Origin of the sequence: Nocardioides sp. Root151 (assembly GCF_001427925.1) — a bacterium.
GTDB lineage: Bacteria > Actinomycetota > Actinomycetes > Propionibacteriales > Nocardioidaceae > Nocardioides.
Genome location: NZ_LMGG01000005.1, coordinates 97,915 through 120,916, shown reverse-complemented (window position 1 = coordinate 120,916; position 23,002 = coordinate 97,915). Strand labels below are relative to the sequence as shown.

The 23,002-nt window shown below is 69.6% G+C and carries 18 protein-coding genes; 12 read left to right on the top strand and 6 right to left on the bottom strand.

What is annotated here, in order from left to right; translation table 11 throughout:
• From ASD66_RS15655 to ASD66_RS15645, 3 genes are all read right to left on the bottom strand, one after another.
• A partial coding sequence (locus tag ASD66_RS15655) for a heterodisulfide reductase-related iron-sulfur binding cluster (protein ID WP_156388768.1) occupies positions 1–2,874 on the bottom strand: 2,874 nt, incomplete at its 3' end.
• 170 nt (positions 2,875–3,044) lie between these two features.
• Positions 3,045–3,668 (bottom strand): TetR/AcrR family transcriptional regulator, encoded by a 624-nt coding sequence (locus ASD66_RS15650; RefSeq protein WP_056683269.1) that lies wholly within the window; start codon positions 3,666–3,668, stop codon positions 3,045–3,047.
• Complete coding sequence (locus ASD66_RS15645) at positions 3,661–4,542, bottom strand: enoyl-CoA hydratase-related protein (protein WP_056683266.1); 882 nt, start codon at positions 4,540–4,542, stop codon at positions 3,661–3,663. Before ASD66_RS15645 ends, ASD66_RS15650 begins: the two co-directional genes overlap by 8 nt.
• Before the next feature lie 70 nt (positions 4,543–4,612).
• Here ASD66_RS15645 and ASD66_RS15640 point away from each other — a divergent pair, with 70 nt between their 5' ends.
• The 4 genes from ASD66_RS15640 to ASD66_RS15625 all read left to right on the top strand — a co-directional run bounded on the left by ASD66_RS15640 (position 4,613) and on the right by ASD66_RS15625 (position 9,709).
• Positions 4,613–5,782 carry an acyl-CoA dehydrogenase family protein gene (locus ASD66_RS15640; protein WP_235530125.1) on the top strand — a complete coding sequence of 390 codons (1,170 nt, stop codon included), beginning with the start codon at positions 4,613–4,615 and terminating at the stop codon, positions 5,780–5,782.
• A gap of 65 nt (positions 5,783–5,847) precedes the next feature.
• Positions 5,848–6,666, top strand: a complete 819-nt coding sequence (locus tag ASD66_RS15635; RefSeq protein ID WP_056683260.1) for a crotonase/enoyl-CoA hydratase family protein — start codon at positions 5,848–5,850, stop codon at positions 6,664–6,666.
• Positions 6,667–6,701: 35 nt separating this feature from the next.
• Positions 6,702–8,246 (top strand): acyl-CoA synthetase, encoded by a 1,545-nt coding sequence (locus ASD66_RS15630; protein ID WP_056683257.1) that lies wholly within the window; start codon positions 6,702–6,704, stop codon positions 8,244–8,246.
• Complete coding sequence (locus ASD66_RS15625) at positions 8,243–9,709, top strand: aldehyde dehydrogenase family protein (protein WP_200950082.1); 1,467 nt, start codon at positions 8,243–8,245, stop codon at positions 9,707–9,709. Before ASD66_RS15630 ends, ASD66_RS15625 begins: the two co-directional genes overlap by 4 nt.
• A gap of 13 nt (positions 9,710–9,722) precedes the next feature.
• Here ASD66_RS15625 and ASD66_RS15620 read toward each other — a convergent pair whose 3' ends face one another.
• Positions 9,723–10,379 carry a TetR/AcrR family transcriptional regulator gene (locus ASD66_RS15620; RefSeq protein ID WP_162254284.1) on the bottom strand — a complete coding sequence of 219 codons (657 nt, stop codon included), beginning with the start codon at positions 10,377–10,379 and terminating at the stop codon, positions 9,723–9,725.
• A 93-nt stretch (positions 10,380–10,472) separates the two neighbouring features.
• Between ASD66_RS15620 and ASD66_RS15615 the strand changes: the two genes are divergently transcribed.
• The 6 genes from ASD66_RS15615 to ASD66_RS15590 are packed head-to-tail and all read left to right on the top strand — an operon-like array spanning position 10,473 to position 16,266.
• Complete coding sequence (locus ASD66_RS15615; protein WP_056685093.1) at positions 10,473–11,351, top strand: metal-dependent hydrolase; 879 nt, start codon at positions 10,473–10,475, stop codon at positions 11,349–11,351.
• 8 nt (positions 11,352–11,359) lie between these two features.
• Complete coding sequence (locus ASD66_RS15610) at positions 11,360–12,424, top strand: PDR/VanB family oxidoreductase (RefSeq protein WP_200950081.1); 1,065 nt, start codon at positions 11,360–11,362, stop codon at positions 12,422–12,424.
• Between the two features lie 14 nt (positions 12,425–12,438).
• Positions 12,439–13,920, top strand: a complete 1,482-nt coding sequence (locus tag ASD66_RS15605) for a flavin-containing monooxygenase (protein WP_056891728.1) — start codon at positions 12,439–12,441, stop codon at positions 13,918–13,920.
• Positions 13,917–14,786 carry a short-chain dehydrogenase/reductase gene (locus ASD66_RS15600; protein ID WP_056891543.1) on the top strand — a complete coding sequence of 290 codons (870 nt, stop codon included), beginning with the start codon at positions 13,917–13,919 and terminating at the stop codon, positions 14,784–14,786. Before ASD66_RS15605 ends, ASD66_RS15600 begins: the two co-directional genes overlap by 4 nt.
• Positions 14,783–15,781, top strand: a complete 999-nt coding sequence (locus tag ASD66_RS15595) for an alpha/beta hydrolase fold domain-containing protein (protein ID WP_056683239.1) — start codon at positions 14,783–14,785, stop codon at positions 15,779–15,781. The genes ASD66_RS15600 and ASD66_RS15595 overlap by 4 nt, the downstream gene beginning before the upstream one ends.
• Complete coding sequence (locus ASD66_RS15590; protein ID WP_056683235.1) at positions 15,778–16,266, top strand: SRPBCC family protein; 489 nt, start codon at positions 15,778–15,780, stop codon at positions 16,264–16,266. Before ASD66_RS15595 ends, ASD66_RS15590 begins: the two co-directional genes overlap by 4 nt.
• Here the strand turns inward: ASD66_RS15590 and ASD66_RS15585 are convergent.
• A complete protein-coding gene (locus tag ASD66_RS15585; protein WP_056683231.1) occupies positions 16,232–16,846 on the bottom strand; it encodes a TetR/AcrR family transcriptional regulator in 615 nt (204 codons plus the stop codon). The genes ASD66_RS15590 and ASD66_RS15585 overlap by 35 nt on opposite strands.
• A gap of 123 nt (positions 16,847–16,969) precedes the next feature.
• On the opposite strand from ASD66_RS15585, the gene ASD66_RS15580 reads away from it, so the two are divergent.
• Both ASD66_RS15580 and ASD66_RS15575 read left to right on the top strand, forming a co-directional pair.
• Positions 16,970–17,923 (top strand): hypothetical protein, encoded by a 954-nt coding sequence (locus ASD66_RS15580; protein ID WP_056891542.1) that lies wholly within the window; start codon positions 16,970–16,972, stop codon positions 17,921–17,923.
• Positions 17,920–20,460 carry a PEP/pyruvate-binding domain-containing protein gene (locus tag ASD66_RS15575; RefSeq protein WP_056891541.1) on the top strand — a complete coding sequence of 847 codons (2,541 nt, stop codon included), beginning with the start codon at positions 17,920–17,922 and terminating at the stop codon, positions 20,458–20,460. Before ASD66_RS15580 ends, ASD66_RS15575 begins: the two co-directional genes overlap by 4 nt.
• Here ASD66_RS15575 and ASD66_RS24500 read toward each other — a convergent pair.
• Entirely contained in the window at positions 20,444–22,918 is a 2,475-nt protein-coding gene (locus ASD66_RS24500) for a hypothetical protein (RefSeq protein WP_056891540.1), read from the bottom strand. The genes ASD66_RS15575 and ASD66_RS24500 overlap by 17 nt on opposite strands.
• Positions 22,919–23,002 lie beyond the last annotated feature (84 nt).

Sequence of the window (23,002 nt, the reverse complement as noted above, 5' to 3'; positions counted from 1 at the left end):
GAAGAGCGAGCCGCCGCTGGAGAGGTCGACGTCGGTCTTCGGCGTCGACGCGGTGCTGGTCGACGCGGTGCCGGTCGACGCGGCAGCAGGTGCTGCCGGAGCCTCGGTGGGTGCCTCGGCCTTCGCCGGCTCGGTCTCCGCGGGCTCCGACTTCGCCGCGGGAGCCGCGGGCTCGGAGGCCGGGATGTCGAACAGCGAGCCACCGGAACCCAGGTCGGGCGCCGGAGCCGACTCGGCGGGTGCCGACTCGGTCTTGGCCGCCGGCTTCTCCGCCGGGGCGTCAGGCGCGACGTCGAACAGCGAGCCACCGGCGCCGAGATCCGTCGTACCGCTGGACGGCTCGGCCTTCGGCTCCGCCTTGGCGGCAGGCTTCTCCGCCGGGGCGTCGGGTGCGACGTCGAACAGCGAGCCTCCTGACGTGGCAGGCTTCTCCGCGGCCGGAGCAGGCTCGTCGGCCGGGGTGTCGAAGAGCGAGCCACCCGAGGCAGGCTTCTCTGCCGGCTTGTCCGCGGGGGTGTCGAACAGGGACGAGCCGCCCGAGGCCTTCGCGGCCGGGCCGACGTCCTCGGTGTCGGTGACCGTGTTGGCGGTCTGGGTGACGTCGCCGGCGGCAGGCTCGGCCTGGGTCGCGGCGTCCTGCTTCGCGGCCGGAACCGCTTCCTTCTTGGCGGCGGGCTTGCGGACGCGGGTGGCGACCTCGCCCTTGACCGACGCGAGCAGCATCTGCGCGACGTCGAGAACCTCGACCTCTTCGCGGGCACCGCCGTTGGCCTGCTCGGCGGTGAGGCCGTCGGAGAGCATCACGCGGCAGAACGGGCATCCGACCGCGATCTGGTCGGCGCCGGTCGCGACGGCTTCCTTGGTGCGGTTGACGTTGATCCGCTCGCCGATGGTCTCTTCCATCCACATGCGGGCACCGCCGGCGCCACAGCAGAAGGACTTCTCGGAGTTGCGGGGCATCTCCTTGACCTCGGCACCGGGCAGGATCTGGAGCAGCTCGCGCGGCGGGGTGTAGACGCCGTTGTGACGACCGATGAAGCAGGGGTCGTGGTAGGTGATCGACCGCTTCTCGGCGCCGGCACCTTCCTTGATCGGGGTCAGCTTGCCCTCGCGCACGAGGCGGTTCAGCAGCTGCGTGTGGTGCACGACCTCGAGCTCGATGCCGAAGTCCTTGTACTCGTTCTTGAGGGTGTTGAAGCAGTGGGCACAGGTCGAGACGACCTTCTTGACCTTGAACTCCTTGAACGTCTCGACGTTCTGCTGGGCCAGGCCCTGGAAGACGAACTCGTTGCCGGCCCGGCGGGCTGGGTCGCCGGTGCAGGTCTCGCCGTTGCCGAGTACGCCGAACGTCACGCCGGCCATGTCGAGCAGCTCGGCGACAGCGCGCGTGGTCTTCTTCGCGCGGTCCTCGTAGGCGCCGGCGCAACCGACCCAGAACAGCCAGTCGACGGACTCGAGGTCCTCGAGGTCCTTGCCGACCTCCTTGACCTCGAACGGCAGGTCCTTGGCCCAGTCCATGCGCGCCGTGGCGGACATGTTCCAGGGGTTGCCCTTGTTCTCGAGGCCCTTGAAGAGGCCGTTGAGCTCGGCGGGGAAGTTCGACTCGACCAGCACCTGGTAGCGGCGCATGTCGACGATGTGGTCGACGTGCTCGATGTCGACGGGGCACTGCTGCACGCAGGCGCCACACGACGTGCACGACCAGAGGACGTCCTCGTCGATGACGAAGTCGGCACCCTCGGGGTTGTAGAACCAGTCCTGGACGGTGCCGCCCTCGCCGGGCTCTGCCTTGCCGATCAGGGACTTCTCGGCAGCCTCCGCATCGAAGCCGTCGGTGCCCTCGGTGCCGGCGTTGATCGTGCCCGCGGTGGCGTAGGCGTGCTCGCGCAGGCCCATCATCAGGAGCTTGGGGGAGAGCGGCTTCTCGGTGTTCCAGGCCGGGCACTGCGACTGGCAACGGCCACACTCGGTGCACGTGGTGAAGTCGAGGATGCCCTTCCACGAGAAGTCGGTGATGCTGCCGACGCCGAGTCGGGAGTCCTCGTCGAGGTCATCGATGTCGTCGAGCGTGATCGCCTTGCCGCCGGAGGTCAGCGGCTTCAGTGCGCCGAGCGCCGTACGGCCGGAGGAGTCGCGCTTGAACCAGATGTTGAACCAGGCCGTGAAGCGGTGCCAGGCCACACCCATCGTGAGGTTGGAGGAGATCACGATCAGCCAGGCCATCGCCGAGACGATCTTCAGCATCGCGATGAAGAAGATGATGTTCTCGAGCGAGGACTTGGAGTCCGGGTAGAGGTGGCTGAACAGCTGGCTGATCGGGAAGTGCGACGCTTCGGCGTGGTCGACGTACTTGTATTCGGCGCCACGGATGAACAGGATCGCGATGCTCTCGAAGAACACCATCGCCTCGACGAAGTAGGCCTGCCACATCGTGGAGCCGAAGAAGCGGCTCTGGCGGCCCAGGCGCTTGGGGTGCTTGATCTGGCGGTAGATCGAGAGCGGGATGATCGCCAGGGCGCCGAGCAGGCCGAGGAACTCGCAGACCCATTCGTAGAGCGCCCAGTGGCCGATGATCGGCCACGCGAAGTCGGCCTTGAAGAGCTGGAAGAACGCCTGCAGCACCGCGGTCGACAGCACCAGGAAGGCCGCGTAGGCGAACCAGTGCAGGATGCCGACCCACGTCCACTGCAACATGCGCGTGTGGAGGAAGGTCTCCTTGAGCATGGTCACGGTGCGGGCCGCCGGTCGGTCGGTGCGACCGAGCGCCGGCTGGCCGATCCGGATCGTGCCGAGCATGGCCCGGACTGCTCGGGTGGTCAGCACCACGGCGACAACCGTGACGGCCAACGACACCACAATGGCGAAGATCTGCATGAAAGAACTGCTCCTCGTCGTCAAACCTCTGGCACACCCGGGCGCATCGCTGTGCACCTTGTTCTCGGGCACCCTATTCCCGCGGCTGCTCCCGCGTCAGTGGTCCCGCTGTGTGAGAGTGATCCTACTTGCTGGTAACCACGTTGCCGGCAGGGGGAACCGCCCGCGTTCTACGCCTGACCCGAGCGGGGCGGCGAGGTCCCGAAGGCATTGGGCAGGACGTCGCGCATGATCGTCAGCAGGCTCTCGGTGAGCAGCAGCTGCACCTGGGCGCGGGTCAGGGCCTTGCGAACCAGCCACTCGCGCCCGGCGCCGCGGGCGAGCTGGCCGAACGAGCGGATCACGGCCCGCACCTGCTTGCGGTGCTCGATCTCGGTGTCGAGGCCGAGCAGCTGCATCAGGCGGTCGACGGAGTCGTTCTCGGCCCGGGCGAGGATGCGGTCGAGATCGGGCTCGCGGCCGACGCCGACGTTGATCCAGCTCGAGCCCTGCTCCTGCAAGGCGTCGAGGAACCACACCACGGCCGCAGCGATCCGCTCGTCGAGTGGCCCCTCGGGGATCGACTCCACGGCCACGAGTGGAACCGTCGCCGCCTCGCGCACGACCTCGAGGTAGAGGTCGCGCTTGGTGCCGAAGTAGTGGTTGAGCAGCCCCCGTGCGACACCCGCCTCACGGGCGATGTCGGTGGTCGACACCTCGGCGTACGAGCGCTCGGTGAACAGGCGCTGGGCGCAGGCGAGGATCTCCTCGCGGCGCTGGTCCGCACCCAGTCGGCGCCATCTCGGCTCAGCCATGTTCACCCGGAGCAGTCTGCCCTGTCGCGTTCTCGTCGAGCCAGGGGAGCCACTCCGGAAGGTCCTTCGTGACGGTGTTGGTGAAGACCGGCGGGCGCTTCTCGAGGAAGGACATCACGCCTTCGATGGCGTCGACGTTGGTCGGCAGGCCGGCGATCAGGCGCGAGTCGACCTCGTGGGCGGGGAAGGGGGTGGCCTCGCCGCTGAGCCGGTTCAGCATCTGGCGGATCACGGCGACGGACACCGGCGCGGTGTTGTCGCGGAGGTCGCGGGCCACGACGTACGCCGCCTCGAGCACGTCCTCCGGAGCGTGGACCGAGGTGACCAGGCCGGAGGAGAGCGCCTCGTCGGCGCCGAAGACCCGGCCGCTGATCATCCAGTCCTGGGCCTTGGTCATGCCCACCAGACGAGGTAGGTACCAGGCGGAGCCGCCCTCGGGGAAGATGCCGCGCCGGCCGAAGACGAAGCCGAACTTCGAGTCGGTCGAGGCGAGTCGGAAGTCGCAGGCCAGCGTGATGGTCACGCCTGCCCCGACGGCAGCGCCCCGCATCGCGGCGATGACCGGCTTGTCCATCGTGTGGACCCGCTTCGAGCACCGCCCGGCAGGTTCCTGCCAGGCCCCCGCGTCGCTGCCCTCCTCGTTGACGTCGAACCCTCCACCCGACAGGTCGGCACCGACACAGAAGTGGTCACCGGTCCCCGTGAGTACGACGACGCGCACGTCCTCGTTGTGGTCCGCGCGGTTGAGCGCGTCGTTGAGCTCGTCGGCCATGGTCAGCGTGTAGCCGTTGCGGGCCTGGGGGCGGTTGAGCGTGATCGTGGCGATCCGCTCCTCGACTGCGTAGGTGATGTCGGCGTACTCGCGGGTGTTCATTGGCCTGCCTGCTTTCGCTCTTTCGAAGTTCTTGTTGACCGACTGCCAACAGTAGGGCACTATTGGCGCCGTGCCAACAACAACGACTTCCCGTTCCACCCGACCGGACTGGATGACCGACGACCTCGAGGCCGTGCGCGACCTCGCGGCGACGTACTTCGGCAAGGAGGTGCTCACCCGAGCCGACGAACACCGCGCGCAGGGCCACGCCAGCCGTGAGGCCTACCTCAAGGCCGGCGAGCTCGGCCTGGTCGGCATGTCCCTGCCCGAGGAGTACGGCGGCGGCGGCGCGTCGTTCGCGGCCGAGGCCGTGCTGCTCGAGGAGCAGGTGCGGACCGGCGACACCTCCATGGGCTTCGCGGTCTCGATCGGGATCGTGGCCCACTACCTCGCGGCGTACGCGACGGACGAGCAGAAGCAGCGCTGGCTGCCGAAGGTGTGCAGCGGTGAGTGGGTGCTCTCGATCGCGATGACCGAGCCCGGCACCGGCTCCGACCTCCAGGCGATCAAGACCCGCGCGGTCAAGGACGGCGACGACTACGTCATCAACGGCGCCAAGACCTTCATCTCCAACGGCCACCTGTGCAACCTGCTGGTGATCGCCGCCAAGACGGGTGACGAGGACGGCGCGGCGGGCATCTCCCTGATCGTGGCCGAGGTCGACGACGACACTCCCGGCTTCACCCGTGGCCGCGTGCTCGCCAAGATGGGCCAGAAGGACCAGGACACCGCGGAGCTTGCCTTCGAGGACCTGCGCGTCCCGCAGGCCAACCTGCTCGGCCCCAAGGAGGGCCACGGCTTCTACCAGATGATGGAGCAGCTCCCGCAGGAACGACTGATCACCGCGATCCTCGCCCAGGCGCAGATCGAGAAGTCCGTGGAGCTGACCGTGGCCTACACCAAGGAGCGTCACGCCTTCGGCAAGCCGTTGATGGCCTTGCAGAACACGCGTTTCGAGCTCGCCGAGTGCGAGACCATCTCGCGGGTCAACCGCGCCTTCCTCGACCAGTGCATCGAGAAGCACATCGACGGAGGGCTCGACGCGACCGAGGCCTCGATGGCGAAGTACTGGATCTCGGACCGGGCCACCGAGGTCGCAGACCGCTGCCTGCAGCTCTTCGGCGGCTACGGCTACATGGACGAGTACCCGATCTCCCGCATCTACACCGACGTGCGCGTGCTGCGCATCCTCGCCGGCGCGAACGAAGTGATGAAGGAACTCATCGCGCGCTCGCTCTGACCCCCGACGGAAGGACCGCTCATCGTGAGCACCGAATCATTCCCGCACGACCGCTTGGCCCCCTGATGGAGGCCTTCGGGGTCGAGCAGACCGGGCACGTCACCGAGGTGACGCTGCTCGGTCCGGGCAAGGGCAATGCGATGGGGGAGGCGTTCTGGCGCGAGCTCCCGCTCGTGTTCGAAGCTCTGGACGCCGACGACGACGTGCGCGCAATCGTCCTCACTGGCAACGCGAAGTCGTTCAGCGTCGGTCTCGACCTGCACGAGATGATGCCGCGGTGGGTCGAGGCCCTCGGCCCGGGTGCCGGCGCCCGGGCTCGTGCGCGCACCAGGTTCATGGGCGAGATCAGGCGGCTGCAGGCTGCCGTGACCTCGGTGGCTGCCTGCCGCAAGCCGGTGATCGCGGCCGTCTCGGGTTGGTGCATCGGTGGAGGCGTCGACCTGATCAGTGCTGCCGACGTCCGCCTGGCCAGTGCGAACGCCGTCTTCAGCGTGCGCGAGGCGAAGGTGGCGATCGTCGCCGACGTCGGCAGTCTGCACCGGCTGGTCGGCGTCATCGGCGAGGGCCACCTGCGTGAGCTGTCCCTGACCGGCAAGGACATCGACGCCGGCGAGGCCGAACGCATCGGCCTGGTCAACCGGGTGTTCGACACCCACGAAGAACTGCTGGCCGGGGCACGGGCGATGGCGAACGACATCGCCGCCAACGCGCCGCTGGCCGTGCAGGGCACCAAGCAGGTCCTCAACGAGGAGCGTGAGCACCGGATCTCGGCCGGTCTGCGCCACGTCTCGACGTGGAACGCGGCGTTCCTCCCCAGTGCGGACCTGAACGAGGCGATGGCCGCGTTCGCGCAGCAGCGCACACCGAAGTTCCACGGCAACTGAGACCACCACCGAGAATCGCGACACAGGAGACCGACATGTACCTCACCCAAGGACTGCACCGCGCCATCCAGGCCACTCCGGACAAGCCCGCCACCATCTTCGGTGACCGGGTCCGGACCTTCGCCGTGCACGGTGACCGCATCGCGCGGCTCGCCGGGGCCCTCCAGTCGTTGGGCGTCGTCGACAACGACCGGGTCGGCATGCTGTCGCTCAACAGCGACCGGTACGCCGAGTACCTCCTCGCCGTGCCGTGGGCCGGCGCCGTGGTCAACCCGATCAACATCCGGTGGAGCCCGGCCGAGATCGCCTACTCGCTCAAGGACTCCGGCACGAAGGTGCTGCTGATCGACGACGCCTTCGCGCCGATGGCACCGGCGCTCACGCCGAACTGTCCCGAGCTGACCGTGCTGATCCACTGCGGCGACGGCCCGACGCCGGAGGGAATGCTCTCCTACGAATCCCTGCTGACTGAGGCCGAGCCGGTCGAGGACGCCCGCCGCTCCGGCGAGGACCTGGCCGGCATCTTCTACACCGGCGGCACCACGGGCTTCCCCAAGGGCGTGATGCTCACCCAGGCCAACATGACCACGTCGGCGTTGGGCACCGTGGCCAGCGGCGAGCTCCTCGGCCAAGGTGCGGTCTTCCTGCACGCGGCGCCGATGTTCCACCTCGCCGACCTCGCCGCGTGGGCCGGCCAGGTCGCCCTGGGTGGCACCCACGTGATGGTGCCGTTCTTCGAGCCGGCGGCGGTGCTCAACGCCGTACAGACGCACCGGGTGACCGACGTCCTGCTGGTGCCGACGATGATCCAGATGCTCGTCGACCACCCGGACGTGCCCAACTACGACCTGTCGTCGATGGACCGCATGCTGTACGGCGGCTCGGTCATCTCCGAGGGCGTCCTGCAGCGCACCATGGACGCCTTCCCCGGCATCCGGATGACCCAGGCCTACGGGATGACGGAGGTCGCTCCCGTGGCGACGCTGCTGCTGCCGCAGGACCACCACGACCAGTACCTCCGCTCCGGTGGGCGTGCGGCTCCGCACTCCGAGATCAAGGTCGTCGACGCCGAGGGCAACGACCTTCCGGCCGGCGAGGTCGGCGAGATCTGCGTGCGTGGCGGCCACGTCATGCAGGGCTACTGGAACAAGCCCGAGGAGACCGCCGCCGTCCTGCGCGACGGCTGGTACTTCACCGGCGACGGCGGCTACATCGACGCCGACGGCTTCGTCTACGTCGTCGACCGGATCAAGGACATGATCGTGACCGGTGGTGAGAACGTCTACTCGGCCGAGGTCGAGAGCGCGCTCAGCAAGCACCCCTCCGTCGCCGCTGTCGCGGTGATCGGCCTGCCCGACGAGAAGTACGGCGAGCGCGTGCACGCGTGCGTCGTCCTGGCGCCCGAGAAGACCGTGACCGCCGAGGAGCTGCAGGCCCACTCGCGCGAGCACATCGCCGGCTACAAGACGCCCCGCAGCTTCGACTTCGTGGGTGAGCTGCCGATCAGCGGCGCCGGCAAGGTGCTCAAGCGCGAGCTGCGTGACTCCTACGCCCGATCCGTCGACCTGGCCGACGCGTGAGCCTCGACTCGCTCGCCCCCGCCGACGACGCGCTGGTCGACTCCTTCCCGGTGATGGGCGAGGACGACGTCCGCGCCGTCGTCGCCACGGCGCGCACCGCGTCGACGTGGTGGCGTGAGCTGGGCTTCGACGGCCGGGCCGCGCGACTGGCCGCGTGGCGCAGGCACATGTGGCGCCGCGTCGACGAGGTCGCCGACCTGATCCACCGGGAGAACGGCAAGCCCCTCGACGACGCCGTGCTCGAGGTCGTGCTCACGGTCGAGCACCTGCACTGGGCAGCCGGGAATGCCGGCAAGGTGTTGCGCTCGCACAAGGTCAACCCCGGGCCGCTGTTCTCCAACTACGCCGCACGCGTCGACTACGACCCGCTGGGCGTGGTCGGCGTGATCGGTCCGTGGAACTACCCGCTCTACGCGCCCAACAGCGCCGTAGCGTTCGCCCTCGCGGCCGGCAACACGGTGGTGCTGAAGCCGAGCGAGTTCACGCCCGCCGTGAGTCGGTGGTACGTCGACGCGTTCGCTGCGGCCAACCCCGACGCGCCGGCCGGAGTGCTGTCCCTGGTCACCGGCTTCGGCGAGACCGGCGCGGCACTGTGCAACGCGGGAGTCGACAAGATCGGCTTCACCGGGTCGACCCGCACCGGCAAGCGGGTGATGGCCCAGTGCGCCGAGACGCTCACCCCGGTCGTCCTCGAGTGCGGCGGCAAGGACCCGGTGATCGTGGCCGCCGATGCCGACGTGAAGGCTGCGGCCCGCGCCGTGGCCTGGGGTGCCTTCACCAACTCCGGCCAGACCTGTGTCGGCGTCGAGCGGGTCTACGTCGTGAAGGACGTGGCCGATGCGTTCGAGGCGGCCCTGCTGCGCGAGCTCGAGGGGGTGCGTCCGGGCACGGGGAAGGGCGCGACCTACGGCCCGATGACGATGCCGGCCCAGGTCGACGTCGTACGCCGGCACGTCGCGGACGCGGTCGAGCGAGGGGCGACGTTCCTCAAGGGTGGACCCGACTCGATCGGTGAGCGCCTGATCGAGCCGATCGTCATCACCGACCTGCCCGAGGACGCCGTCGCCGTACGCGAGGAGACCTTCGGCCCCACGGTGACGCTCCGCCGCGTCGACGACCTCGACGAGGCGGTCACCCTCGTCAACGACCACGACTACGCGCTCAGTGCGTCGGTCTTCTCACGTGCGCACGGCGACGAGATCGCCGATCGGGTGCGCGCCGGGCAGGTCACCATCAACTCGGTGATCGCCTTTGCCGGCATGGGAGCGGTGCCGATGGGAGGCGCCGGCGCCAGTGGGTTTGGGAGGGTCCACGGCGCCGACGGCCTGCGTGAGTTCGCCCGGCCGCGTGGCGTCGTCCGCCAGAAGTTCGCGCTGCCCGGCTTCGAGCTGATCACCCTGCGGAGGGCCGGTCACGTCATGCCCCTGATGAAGAAGGTGCTCGGGGTCCGGCACGGGCTCTGAGCGCGCCCTGAGGTCAGCGCTGGGACATCTCGCGCAGCACCATCGGCACGAGGTGGGCGCGGGCGAAGTCACGCAGCTTCTGGTGGGTGTCGAGGTCGACCAGGGCGCGCGGGGTGAGCATGTAGGAGTGCACGATGCGCACCAGGAGCTCGGCCGCGGCCTCCATGCCGTCGGTGGAGTCGAGGAGGCCGTCCTGGACGGCTTCGTCGAAGAAGCCGAGGGTGGCCACCGTGGCGCCGGTGACCAGCAGGCTGCCGTCGGTCGTGAGCTGCATCAGCACGGTCTCGGGCTCGACCTGCAGCATGCGGGCCAGCATCGCGTTGCCGCGCACCTGCTCCATCATCGAGGTGAAACCGAGCTCGACGCGCTCCTCGATCGTGGTGCCGCGACGCGCGGTGGCCGCGACCAGCTCGAAGAGACGGGTGGCCTCGCGGGTGACCACGGCCTGGATCACGGCGTCCTTGTTGCCGACCCGGCGGTAGACCGTCACCCGGTCGATGCCGGCCGTGCGGGCGATGTCGCCGATGGTCGTGCGCTTGATGCCGAACTCGGCGAACTGCTCGAGTGCCGCGTCGAGGATGCGTTGGGTCTCGGGCGACCGGCGTGCGGCGTCGTCAGGGCCCGCGGAGTCGGCGACCGCGGTCACGGCACGGCTCAGGGCGTCCTTCATGACGACGAGCATACGCGACCTTCCCTGAATCATTGCAACAATAAGTGTTGCTTTGTTACAGTCGGATGACCCGTTGATCTGGAGGGAATGACGATGTCAACCACGAAGCAGGCGTACTCCGACGAAGCGCTGGCGATCCACGCTCGAGACGTGTCCTTCGACTGGACAGACGTGCCGACCGAGTACATCCCCGGCCACCCCTACGCCACGCACTTCTGGAACGTCATGCACCTGGTGCTGCCCGAGGGTGAGCGCGCGATGGCCGACGTGCTCGGTCGCGCGCTGCCGCAGATCGACGACCCGCGTCTGGCCGAGGAGCTGGTCGGCTTCATCGGCCAGGAAGAGACCCACGCCAGCTCGCACGAGTCGTTCCGGATCCATCTGCAGGAGAACGGCTTCGACATCCCCAAGATCATGCGGCTGATGGAGTTCCTGATGGACCAGGTCTTCGGCGACCACGGCCTGAAGGGCCGCGCCGGTGAGGCGTGGTTCCACGAGCGCCTCGGCATCTACGCCGCCGCCGAGCACTTCACCGCCACCGTCGGCGAGTGGCTGCTCGACAACCGCACGTTCGACGAGATCGGTGTCGACCCGACCATGCTCGACCTGCTCCGCTGGCACGGCGCCGAGGAGATGGAGCACCGCAACGTCGCCTACGACGTGTTCCAGTACGTCGACGGAAGCTACGCCCGCCGGGTGCGTACGGCGCTGCTCGCCTCGGGCGGACTGCTCGCGCTGTGGCTCTACACCTCCAGCTGGATGTATGCCAACGACCCCAACGTCAAGGGCTCCAAGTGGGCGTGGCCGATCGCGTTCGTCAAGGACACCCGCAGGGGCCTCATGCCCGGCCTGAAGTTCATCTTCAAGGAGATCCCGCAATACCTCCGTCCCGGCTTCCACCCGTCGCAGATGGGCCCGATCGACAAGGCCGTGCGTTATCTCGCCCAGTCGCCCGCCGCGAGCGGTCTCTGATGGCGACGATGACGTCCGAGCGATCCAGCGAGCCCTCACGCGGGCTCCGGGCCCTGGCCAGGGGCGCCCAGGCCTACTCCGCACTCTTCGCGGCCAGCTCTGCCGCGCCGTACCTCTCGCGGTCGAAGCCCGTCCGCCGTACCGGCTTCGACCTCGAGCTCGTCGTCGACGCGGTCACCCGCGAGGTCGACGACGTCGTCAGCTTCACCCTGCGCCGGCCCGACGGTGAGGCGCTGCCGGTCTGGGTTCCGGGCGCACACCTCGACGTCTTCCTGCCCCCGGGCGTGCAGCGGCAGTACTCCCTCTGCGGCGATCCGGCCGACCGCACCAGCTACCGCATCGCCGTACGCCGCATCGACGAGGGCGGGGGCGGCTCCCTGGCCATGCACCGCCTCTCTCAGGGCGACGTGCTGACCGTGCGCGGGCCGCGCAACGCCTTCACGTTCATCGACGTCGAGTCCTACCTGTTCGTCGCCGGCGGCATCGGCATCACCCCGATCCTGCCGATGGTGCGCGAGGCCGCACGCCGCGGCGCCAGCTGGAAGCTGGTGTACGTCGGGCGCTCGCTCGCCACGATGCCCTTCCTCTCTGAATTGCGGAGTCTCGGGGGCGGGCAGCTCGAGCTCCGGCCGGACGACGAGTTCGGCGTGCCCGATGTCGCCGACCTGCTCCTTCGCGCCGACGAGGGCGCCGCGATCTACGTCTGCGGGCCGACCCCGCTGATCGATGCCGCGCGAGTTCTGCAGCCGACGCTGAACCCGACCGGGTCGCTGCACAGCGAGCGGTTCTCCGCTCCGCCCGTGGTGGGCGGCCGCCCGTTCGAGGTGCACCTTGCCCGCACCGGAGTGACCGTTCCGGTCGGCGCCGAGGAGTCGGCGCTGGCCGCGATCCGTCGCGAGGTGCCGGGCGTGCGCTACTCGTGCCAGCAGGGCTTCTGCGGCTCCTGCAAGCACGCCGTCCTCAAGGGCGACGTCGAGCACCGCGACACCAAGCTGCGGCCCGCCGAGCGCGACGACTCGATGCTGATCTGCGTCTCGCGCGCCGCTGGCGACAGCCTCACCATCGACCTGTGAAGCGAGGGAACCTGATGAGCCAACACGTGCGAGTCGCCATCATCGGTGCCGGATTCGGTGGCCTCGGCACCGCGATCCGGCTGAAGCAGGAGGGCATCGACGACTTCGTCGTGCTCGAGAAGGCCGGCGCAGTCGGGGGCACCTGGCAGATCAACGACTACCCGGGCGCCCAGTGCGACGTGCCGTCCCTGATCTACTCCTTCTCCTTCGCGCCGAACCCGAACTGGAGCCGGCTCTACCCGCTGCAGTCCGAGCTGAAGGACTACATGCACCACTGCGCCGTCGACCACGACGTGCTGCCCCACGTGCGCTTCCACACCGAGGTCACCCACGCCTCGTGGGACGACGACGCGCAACTGTGGCGGATCGCCACCAGCACGGGCGACCTGACCGCGCAGGTGCTGGTCGGCGCGATCGGCCCGTTCAGCGCACCGGCGGTGCCCGACATCCCGGGCCTCGACACCTTCGCCGGCACCGTCTTCCACTCCCAGGCCTGGAACCACGAGCACGACCTGCACGGCGAGCGGGTCGGCGTGATCGGCACCGGCGCCTCCGCGGTGCAGTTCATCCCGCGCGTGCAGCCACAGGCCGGTCACCTGACCGTCTTCCAGCGCACCCCCACGTGGATCCTGCCGCACCCGGATCGCCCCGTCAGCAAGGTCACACAGACGGTCTACCGCAGGGTGCCCGGTGCGCAGAAGGCCGCCCGCAAGGCCTGGGAGCTCACCTTCGAGGCGCTCGTGCCCGGCTTCATCCACGAGCCGAAGCTGCAGAAGCCGCTCGAGCTGATGGCCCGTGCGCTGTTGAAGAAGCAGGTCAAGGACCCCGAGCTGAGGGCCCGCCTGACGCCGTCGTACGCCGTGGGCTGCAAGCGGCCGACCTTCTCCAACGCCTACTACCCGGCGCTGACCGCCGACAACGCCACCGTGGTCAGCGACGGCATCGTCGAGATCACCGAGCGCGGCATCGTCACGGCCGACGGCACCGAGCACGAGCTCGACACGATCATTCTCGGCACCGGGTTCCGGATGACCGACCACCCGGGCTTCGACCTGGTCCACGGTCGCGGTGGCGTCAGCATCGGTGACCGGTGGCGTGAGGGCGAGATGGCGGCCTACCTCGGCACGACGCTGCACGACTTCCCGAACCTGTTCCTGATCCTCGGCCCGAACTCCGGCGTCTACACGTCGGCGGTGATCACGATCGAGGACCAGGTGCACTACATAGTCGAGGCCCTGCGCGAGATGGAACGAGCCGACCTTCGCTCACTCGAGGTGACCGCCGAGGCGCAGCAGGAGTTCCTCGAGTGGGCCGACAAGGGGCTCAGCAAGTCGGTCTTCCTCACCGGCGGCTGCCACAGCTACTACCTGAGCCCGACCGGTCGGAACTTCACCCACTACCCCGGCTTCTCCGCCGGCTTCCGGGCGCGCACCAGCACGGTCGACCTCGACCACTACGTCGCACGACGCGTGGCGAAGGAAGGGGTCCCGGCATGAGCGGCCTCTTCGGCAAGCCGGCGTACGACGTCCGCGGCAAGGTCGTGCTGATCACCGGAGTGGGGCAGGGGATCGGCCTGGCCCTGGCCCGACGACTGCACGACCAGGGTGCGTCGGTCGCGATGGTCGACGTGAACGAGGTCGGCCTCAAGGAAGCCGCACTGGGCCTGGGGAGTGCGCGGGTCCTGCCGATCACCGCCGACGTCACCGACCGTGACGCCATGGCTGCCGCGGTGGCCCGCGTGGTCGAGCACCACGGCCGGCTCGACGTCGTGGTCGCCAACGCCGGGGTGACCCCGCCGCCGGCCACGATCCGCACCATGAACCTGGCCGACTACGACCGCGTCGTGGCGATCAACCAGACCGGGGTGCTCAACACCGTGCAGCCCGCGCTCGACGCGGTGATCGCGGCCAAGGGGCATGTCGTCGTGGTGGCCTCGTGCGCCGCCTTCTCGCCCGGCGTCGGGGGCGTCGGCTACATGTCGAGCAAGGCGGCGGCCGAGCAGATCGGCCGTGCCCTCAAGCTCGAGCTCGCGCCCCACGGGGCCAGCGCGGGCGTGGCCTACTTCGGCTTCGTGGACACACCCCTGGCCACCGCGACCCTCGACGACGACCCGATGGGCCGCCGTCTCGACGAGCTGCTCGGCTGGCCGTTGAACCACCGCATCTCGGCCGACGCCGCCGCCGAGTCGATCGCCGACGGCATCGCCGGCCGCGCCGCCGCCACGGTCGCCCCGGCCCGTTGGGTGCCGTACTCCCTGTTCCGCGGGGTGCTCAACGCCGGTGTCGACCGGGTGCTCGCCCGCGACCGCCGGGTGCACGAGATGGTGCGCGACCTCGAGGCCCGCGCGGAGTCGGAGCAGTGAACCGCTTTCTCAAGCTGCTGGGGCCGAGCCTCACCAGCAGGGCCGTGGTCGCCGGTGCGCGGCTCGTCGTGCGGCCGCAGATCGACCATCTGCGACTCGAGGGCGCGCAGCTGCGCTACCTGCGTGGCGCCATCGCCGCCAGCGGAGTGCTTGCCGGCTGGCCCGGAACGGCCCAGGTCGAGCCGGTGTCCACGGCTCGCTTCTCGGGCGAGTGGGTGCGGGCCCGCAACGCCCGCACGGCCGACGACGGCGCCGTCATCTACTTCCACGGCGGGGGCTACGTGGCCTCCTCGCCGCGCGCCTACCGGTGCGTGACCGAGCCGCTCTCGGTGCTGACCGCCCTGCCCGTGCTGGCCGTCGGCTACCGCCGGGCTCCCGAGCACCCGTTCCCGGCAGCCCTCGACGATGCCCTCGCGGCCTACGACTGGCTGCTCGAGCAGGGCTACCCGGCCGACCAGATCGTGGTGGCGGGCGACTCCGCCGGTGGTCACCTGGCGATGGGCCTGCTGGTCACGCTCGCCAAGCAGAACCGACCGATGCCGGCTGGCGTCACCCTGTTCTCCCCGCTTCTCGACCCGGCGCTGACCGAGGCCGTACGCCGCGATGCGCAGGCGCCGGATCCCGTGCTGACCCCGACCTTCGCGGCGCGTTGTGCCGAGGTCTTCCACCCCGGTGGCGGCGACTACCACGACCCGCGCCTCTCACCCCTGACGACGAGCCTGCGCCTGCTGCGCACGTTCCCGCCGATCCAGACCCATGTCGGCGGCACCGAGTGCTTCGCCGGTGACTCGGTGGCCCTGCACGCGCGCCTCACCCGCGCCGGCGTGCTCAACAAGCTGATCGTCTCGCGCGGCCAGGTGCACTCCTACGTCACGATGTACCGAGTCGTGCCGGAGGCGCGCAGAGCCCTCCGCCGGGCCGCCAGCTTCCTGCGCTCCTGCATCGACGAAGATGTCGTCACTCCGTCCTCCAGCTCGCAAAGGATCGCCCAATGACCTGGTATCCCCTCGACCCCGCTGACGACGCCTTCCTGCGCACCGCCCCGGCGATCACCACAAAGGTGATCGAGGTTCCCGTGCCCGTCGAGACGTTGTGGCAGGCGCTCGCCGCCGACGACGCGGTCGTCTCCTGGGGGCCGGGTGCCACGAAGGTGCGGTGGCAGGGCGAGCGGCCGTACGGCGTGGGCACGATCCGCGAGGTCACCGTCGGTGGCGCGGTGACCGTGCGTGAGAAGTTCTACCGCTGGGACGAGAACGAGCGGATGACGTTCGCGGTGACCGAGTCGACCAAGCCCGGCATCCGCCGCTTCGCCGAGGACTACGTCGTCGAGTCGACGCCCACCGGGTCGAAGCTGACCTGGACCGTCGCGGTCGAGGTGGCCAAGTTCGCCGGGCCGAGTGCCGTGATCGTCAAGCAGGGCTTGTCATTGGCCGTCGGGTCGATGATCAACGGCTTGAAGAAGAAGCTCGAAGCCCGCTGATCAGGATGTCGACGGCCAGGTAGGCCGACTCGACGGGGTCGTCGCCGGGGAAGCCGACGCGCCTGGCCAGCTGCTGTGACGACGCCATGCCGCCGATGCCCCACGTGCTCAGGAAGAAGTACGCCGCGGGCACCGGGCCTGAGCGCACGAGACCGGCGTCCTGGAGTTGGGCGAAGGCGTCGATCGCGCGTTGCTGCACCGGCTCGATGTGGTGCGTGAGCATGTGGTCGAAGCGCGGGCCGGGGCGAGCCGCCTCCTGATGGATGATCCTGGCCAGGGCCGGCTGGGCGATCGTGGCATCGACGAAGCGGACCATCACCTCGCGGATTGCCTCGAGTGGGTCGGCCGGGTCGACCTCGGGCTCGGGGTCCCACATCGCCGCGTTCAGGGTGGCGAACGCGTGCTCCACCGCGGCATGCCACGCAGCGTTCTTGGACTGGAAACGCTGGTGGATCATGTTGTGGCTGACCCCCAGATGGCGACACAGGGCGCGCACCGAGGTGCCGTCGTACCCGAGGTCCGCGAAGGCCTCGAGCAGCAGGTCGAGGAGCTGTGGGTCCTCGACGGTGCGTGGCCGCATGTGGTCTCTCCTCTGGTCGGGCGGAACTCTATCGGGGAAGTTACTTGACAGATGTCAACCTAACGCAGCACAGTTGCCACATCATTAATTGACGACTGTCAACTAAGCATTCGGAGTCACCCCGTGATCACTCTCCAGGACGAGAACCTCCACCAGCCCGGCACCGACCCGGACTGGCAGGAGAGCTTCTACTTCAACTGGGCCACCACCGACGAGAGCACCTTCGGTCTCACCCGGATCGGCTTCAATCCCGCATCAGGCAAGGCCGATGCGGTCGTGGTGACCCAGCGCGACGGCAAGGCCGAGCACGTCTACGCCTCGGTCGGCACCACCGTCGAACCCGGCCAGCTCGACGGCCCACCCGAGGGCGGACTGCGGGTCGGCGACCTCACCTACACGATGCTCGAGGCCGGCCGGTCCTGGCGGATCCAGCTCGGCGACCGCCTTGACCTGACGTGGACCGCCTTCACCCCGATCGTCGACTTCCACCACGGCTTCCCCGGTGACGCCGACGAGATCCAGCACCACTTCGAGCAGTCCGGCACCGTCACCGGCACGGCCACCTTCGACGGCGTGACGCACGTGATCGACGGGCTCGGCCAGCGCGACAAGTCGTGGGGCGTGCGGGAGTGGGAGGGCATCACCGGCTGGGACTGGATCGCGTGCCAGTTCGGCCCCGACCTCTCCTTCAACGCGACCCGGACGGACATCAACGGCACCAGCACGCCGGTCGGCTTCGTCTATGACGCCGGCCAGGTCCGCCACGTCACCGCCGTCGAGATCGACTACACGTGGCTGGCCCCGCACCTGCCGAAGTCGGCCACCCTGCACGTGAGCGTCGAGGACGGTACGGCGTACGTCATCGAGGCCACCGCGCTCGGCAGCGTGCCCCTGCTGAAGAACAAGCTCTTCATCGAGGAGACCCACGCGTCCTTCCGGACCGAGATCGACGGGGTCGTACGCCGAGGGGTGGGTGTCCTCGAGCACGCGCACCACGTCAGCCACCTCGGCATCGCCAAGCGACTGCCCAGGCTGCTGCCGGTGTTCGCCCTGGCCAAGCGCGGGAGCAACAAGTGATCGCGCGGCTGACCGTCGAGAGTGGTGCCGACCTGGAGCTGATCGGCGGCAAGGGGGCAGGCCTGGTGCGACTGCTGGCCGCCGAGCTCGACGTGCCCGAGGCCTGGGTGGTGCCCGCGCCGGTGTCGCTGGACAGTGAGGCCCGGGCGACCTGCCTCAAGGAGGCGCTGCCCGACTGGTGGGCCGAGGCGACGGCCGAGTTCCCCGGTTCGCAGTGGGCCGTGCGCTCGTCCGCCGTGGCCGAGGACCTGGCCGACGCCTCGTTCGCCGGGGTCTACGAGACGGTGATGGGAATCGACTCCGTCGACGCCCTCGCCGCCGCCGTCGAGGAGTGCTGGTCGGCACGCGACACCGACCGCGCCGAGGCCTACCGGTCGCAGCAGGCCACCGAGCGCTCCGGCATCGCCCTGATCCTGCAGCGCATGATCCGGGCCGACGTGGCTGGCGTGATGCTCACCGAGAACCCGCTCCGCCCCTTCGACGACGAGATCGTGATCGACGCGTCCTGGGGGCTCGGCGAGGCCGTCGTGTCCGGGCGCACCGACCCTGACCACCTGGTGCTCGACCGGGAGTCCGGCGAGGTGCTCACCGAGCGCATCGGTGCCAAGGAGATCGAGCTGCACCCGACCGGGATCGGTGGGGTCGCCGAACGCGAGGTGCCTGCCGAGCGCCGCGCCGTGCGCTGCCTGGAGGAGCGTGACCTCAAGGCGCTGCACACGCTCGAGCACGACGTCACCGCCGCGATCGGTGCGCGTCGCGACATCGAGTGGGCGATCGAGGGCGGCCACCTCTACGTGCTGCAGGACCGGCCGATCACGGGGCTGCCGCCGCGCGAGCCGAAGGAGGTGTGGACCCGCCGCTTCGGTGACGAGTACCTCGCCGACTACGTGTCCCCACTGGGCAACGACCTGATGATCCCGTGGATCACCGGCCCCCAGATGGACGAGGTCGCCGCGCTCCAGGGCCGCGCGCGCATCGTCGAGATGACCAAGCTGCGCCGCCACAACGGCTACATCTACCTCAACGGCGACTACGCGATCGAGCTGGCCCGCGCGGTGCCGCTGGCCGACCGCGAGGGTCCGCTGACCGCCTGGTTCGACTCGACCTGGGCCGACAAGGTGCGGACCGCTAAGTTCGAGCCGAAGCTGCTGCTCGGCACCCTGCGGGCACCCCGCAAGGACAAGGGCCGCGGGCCGATCACGGTCAACCCGGGCGCCATGGACCAGCACTGCGAGCGGATCGAGAACGAGGTCGTCCCGCTGATGGACCAGGACTTCGCGGCACTCACCCATGAGGAGTGGCAGCGCCAGCTGGACCTGATCCACGAGCTCGGCCGCAACCACTTCCGGGTGATCCGCTGGGGGATGGCCCAGCATGCGCCGATCATCCACGCGCTGCTCGCCAAGCTGCTGCGCTCGTGGGCACCCGAGGAGCCGGCCGACACGTTCCAGCGGCTGATCAGCGGCCTGCCCGGCACCCGCACCGCCGAGATCAACCAGGACCTCTACGACCTGGGCGCCTCGGTGCGCCAGGAGCCGGGGCTGCTCGAGGCACTGCGCTCCGACGCGTCCTACGACGAGGTGCGCGACGCCACCGCCGACTCTGCGTTCTGGGCCGGGTTCGACGGCTTCCTCGCCACCCACGGCCACCGGTCCTCGAGCCGTGAGATCTCCGCCGAGCGGTGGGCCGAGCAGCCCTCACTCGTGCTCAGCCTCGTCCGTGCCCAGGTGGCCTCGCTCGAGGCCGGCACCAGTCCCGCCGAGTTCGAGCACGAGGCGGCCACGCGCCGGGTCGATGCCGAACAGCGGGTGCTCGCGGCCGCGGGTCGCGGCCTGAGCGGGCGGCTCCGCAAGCGGGTGCTGACCAAGGTGTTGAGGCTCAGCCAGGAGTACACGGTCTACCGCGAGAACCAGCGCTACCACCTCGACTACCTCCTGTCGCACGTGCACCAGCTGCTGCTCGAGCAGGGGCGGCGCCTCGTCGCCCGCGGTGCGCTTCCGCACGAGCAGGACATCTTCCTGCTCACCGGTGACCGGCTGGAGTCACTGCTCGCGACGTCAGGGCCGGTCGACGACCCCGAGCTGGCGGCGTACGTCGAGGAGGCGCGCGCGCACTGGGCGCTGCACGGCAACAAGCTGCCCGCGACCTTCCTCTTCGACGAGGTCCCGACCGAGGGGCGGATCCCTCCGGTCGGCGACCTCCCCGAGGGCGCGCTGCCCGGGCTGGCCGCGTCGGCCGGACTGGTCGAGGGCCCGACCAGGGTGGTGCCCACCCTGGCCGATCTCTCCGCCGTGCGGCCCGGCGAGATCCTGGTCGCCTCCAACATCGACCCCGGCTGGACCAGCGTCTTCCCGATCATCGCCGGCCTCATCACCGAGACCGGTGGCGTGCTCAGCCACGGCGCGATCCTGGCCCGGGAGTACGGCATCCCGACGGTGACCTGCCTGCCCGACGCGCTGAGGGCGCTGCCGACCGGCACCACCGTCGAGGTCGACGGCACCCGGGGCTTCGTGCGGGTGGTCAGCGAACCGAGCTGACCCGTCCTGCCCTGGTGAACGTGATCGTCATGCGCACGTTGGGCTCGGTCGACGTGCGGGCGCAGATGCCGTACGTCGTGCCGAGCCTCGTGAACGGTTGACCGACGGCCTTCATCACCGCGGTCGTCGTCATGCCCGGGCGCACGAGGCGCTTCACCGCGGTCGGCGTACGACGCAGGCCGGGGTTGCGGCACGAGTCGGGCTTGATGCCCTGTGCGCGCTCCCAGGTCTGGAGGTAGGCCTCGGGGCCGCGGTTCAGGTCCTCGACGATGGCCGCGCCGTCGGTGGCGCCACCGAGTCGCCGCAGGTCCTCGATCCAGTCCGGGTAGAGACCGTAGTGGGCCACGCCGTCGACGTTGACGTCGTAGACGCGTTCGCCGCTGTGCTGCTTGCCGATCGAGACCCCGTTGAGCCCGGCGAAGGGATAGGTCACCTTGTCCGGGGCGTCGGCCCCGCGCGGCTGGCCCTGCTCGGCGAGCCCGTTGATGTCGGCGCCGAAGCCGAACCCGAAGTAGTAGCGCCTGTCGGCCCAGCCGAGGTGGCGCTTCCACTTCTTCATGAAGCCGGTGGAGTCGCCGGCCATCGGCGCCACGAAGCCGCCCAGCCGGTAGATGCGCGGGTAGGCGTCGGGCGTCGACCACGAGTGGCTCGACACGACGCCCGAGTAGCGTGCCTCCTCGAGCTGGTCGAGGGTGGCGCTGCGGCCCTTCACGCTCATGTGGTCGGGGTCGATCAGCATCTTCCTCGCCATCAGCTGCTCGATCGCGAAGCCGCCCAGGTCGGTCAGCCCACGCTGGTTGCAGTGCAGTGGTGGGCCGTAGAGCGGCAGCGCCGGGAGGCCGATCCCGGCGACCTGCGCGACCGCACCGAACAGGGCGTCCTGCTGTCCGCCGCTGATGTCGGGGAGCGCGAGCTGCGTCTTGTCCGCGGACTCGCCGTCGGCGGGCTCGCAGTGCCTCATGTTCCAGAACGAGCCGGTCTCGAGGAAGTTGGCCAGGTTCACCACGGCCCCGACCGCGCCCTCGTCGCCGGCCACCCCTGAGAGCGCGTTGTCGAACTTGTTGACCAGCTCCATCTGGCGCACGCCGATGTCGTAGAGGTCGTCGAGCTGTCGGGTGATCGAGGCCCGGTTGCACTGCGGGATGTCGAGCTTCATCGTGCACCCGAACGGGATGCTCACCTCGATGCCCATCACCACCGCGAGCTTGCCCTGGTTGATCACCTTGCGCGCCTCGAACGGCGTCGTGACGATGCGGTACCAACCCTTGCCGGGGCCGCCTGCCTGCGCGTCGATGTAGCGCTCCATCGCCCGCATGTCCCTGGCCTGCAGCTTGGCCGACTCCATGTCGTCGCAGGAGTTCTTCTTCATCGGATAGACCTGACAGAGCTTGCCGTTCTCGACCAGCAGGTTGACCAGCAGCCGCTGGCCGCCGCGCCACGATCGCTCCATCCACTTGTAGTAGGTGCCCTCGTGGGTCAGCGACTCCGGCGCCGGCCAGTCCTTGAAGGTCGGCCAGCCGACCGGGTCGTGGGAGGTGTTGCCCGAGAGCACCGCCTCGAGGAGCGCGCCCTTGCCTCCGGTGAGGTTGTGGTCGGCGCAGTCCTCCAGCGCGTACGGCGCGCCGTACTTGTGCCAAGGCCGGCCGCAGTGCACCTTGCCGCCGAGGAACTCGAAGGCCATGCCGTGGACGTGGGCGTCGACGTAGCCGCGCACCTCCTGGAACGACGTGGTGCCGGCGTGCGGGTTGCCCGAGACGTCGACGTCGACCTCGGGGTACGCCGGGCAACCGGTCGTGGCGCGCAACGCGAAGGCCTTCGCGGTCGTGGCCGTGCTGGTGCCGTTGCCGGCGAGGTAGCGGCCGTCGGCCAGCTGGAAGGTGAAGCCGGCCGAGGTCTTGCGGGTGACCCACTCGGCGTCGGCGGACGGCTTCGCGGCCGCGGTCACCGCGCCCGACCGGGTGCCGGTCAGGAACGCAGAGTTCGAGGTGTAGAGCAGGTTCACCCCGAGGTCGGTGGCCTGGAACCGCACCGGCGTGCCGGCCAGGGTGTAGCAGCCACCGGCCACGGCGTAGCGGTTCTCCGGCACGGTCAGCCGCGGGCTGCGCAGCGTCGCGCGGACCAGCGTGGGGTCGGTGCTGGACCGGCTGCCGGCGGCGTACGCCGCGTTCCTGCGCGCCTGCTCGGCGGTGGTCGGGTCTTGGGTGCCCGCCCGGACGGAGGCCTGTGCGTCGGCGGCGAGCTCGTCGGACTGGCTGAGGTCGTTCTTGCGGGCCGGGTCGTGCTTGTGCCAATGACCGTCGGCCGCCTGCGCCGGTCGCGCGTCCTCGTAGGCCTGCTGCGTCGAGGCCGTCCGGGTGAAGGAGTACGTCGGCACGGTGATCGCGCTGGCGACCAGCCCCGCGGCGATCCCTCCGGCGAGCAGGAGTCGCAGGTGATGACGGTTCGGCGTGCACTTCATGTAGGGCACAACGAAAGGGGCTGGCTCAGGTCACTCCGGCCCGTGTGGGCGGGTATGTCCATTCGACTGCGGTACCCCTCCACG

What these genes read in the sequence shown, in the direction of transcription:
- ASD66_RS15650 (WP_056683269.1), bottom strand. Translation starts at nt 3,668, where the DNA reads ATGGCTGAGCCGAGATGGCGCCGACTGGGTGCGGACCAGCGCCGCGAG.
- ASD66_RS15645 (WP_056683266.1), bottom strand. Translation starts at nt 4,542, where the DNA reads ATGAACACCCGCGAGTACGCCGACATCACCTACGCAGTCGAGGAGCGG.
- ASD66_RS15635 (WP_056683260.1), top strand. Translation starts at nt 5,848, where the DNA reads ATGGAGGCCTTCGGGGTCGAGCAGACCGGGCACGTCACCGAGGTGACG.
- ASD66_RS15630 (WP_056683257.1), top strand. Translation starts at nt 6,702, where the DNA reads ATGTACCTCACCCAAGGACTGCACCGCGCCATCCAGGCCACTCCGGAC.
- ASD66_RS15620 (WP_162254284.1), bottom strand. Translation starts at nt 10,379, where the DNA reads ATGAAGGACGCCCTGAGCCGTGCCGTGACCGCGGTCGCCGACTCCGCG.
- ASD66_RS15615 (WP_056685093.1), top strand. Translation starts at nt 10,473, where the DNA reads ATGTCAACCACGAAGCAGGCGTACTCCGACGAAGCGCTGGCGATCCAC.
- ASD66_RS15610 (WP_200950081.1), top strand. Translation starts at nt 11,360, where the DNA reads ATGACGTCCGAGCGATCCAGCGAGCCCTCACGCGGGCTCCGGGCCCTG.
- ASD66_RS15605 (WP_056891728.1), top strand. Translation starts at nt 12,439, where the DNA reads ATGAGCCAACACGTGCGAGTCGCCATCATCGGTGCCGGATTCGGTGGC.
- ASD66_RS15600 (WP_056891543.1), top strand. Translation starts at nt 13,917, where the DNA reads ATGAGCGGCCTCTTCGGCAAGCCGGCGTACGACGTCCGCGGCAAGGTC.
- ASD66_RS15590 (WP_056683235.1), top strand. Translation starts at nt 15,778, where the DNA reads ATGACCTGGTATCCCCTCGACCCCGCTGACGACGCCTTCCTGCGCACC.
- ASD66_RS15585 (WP_056683231.1), bottom strand. Translation starts at nt 16,846, where the DNA reads ATGCGGCCACGCACCGTCGAGGACCCACAGCTCCTCGACCTGCTGCTC.
- ASD66_RS24500 (WP_056891540.1), bottom strand. Translation starts at nt 22,918, where the DNA reads ATGAAGTGCACGCCGAACCGTCATCACCTGCGACTCCTGCTCGCCGGA.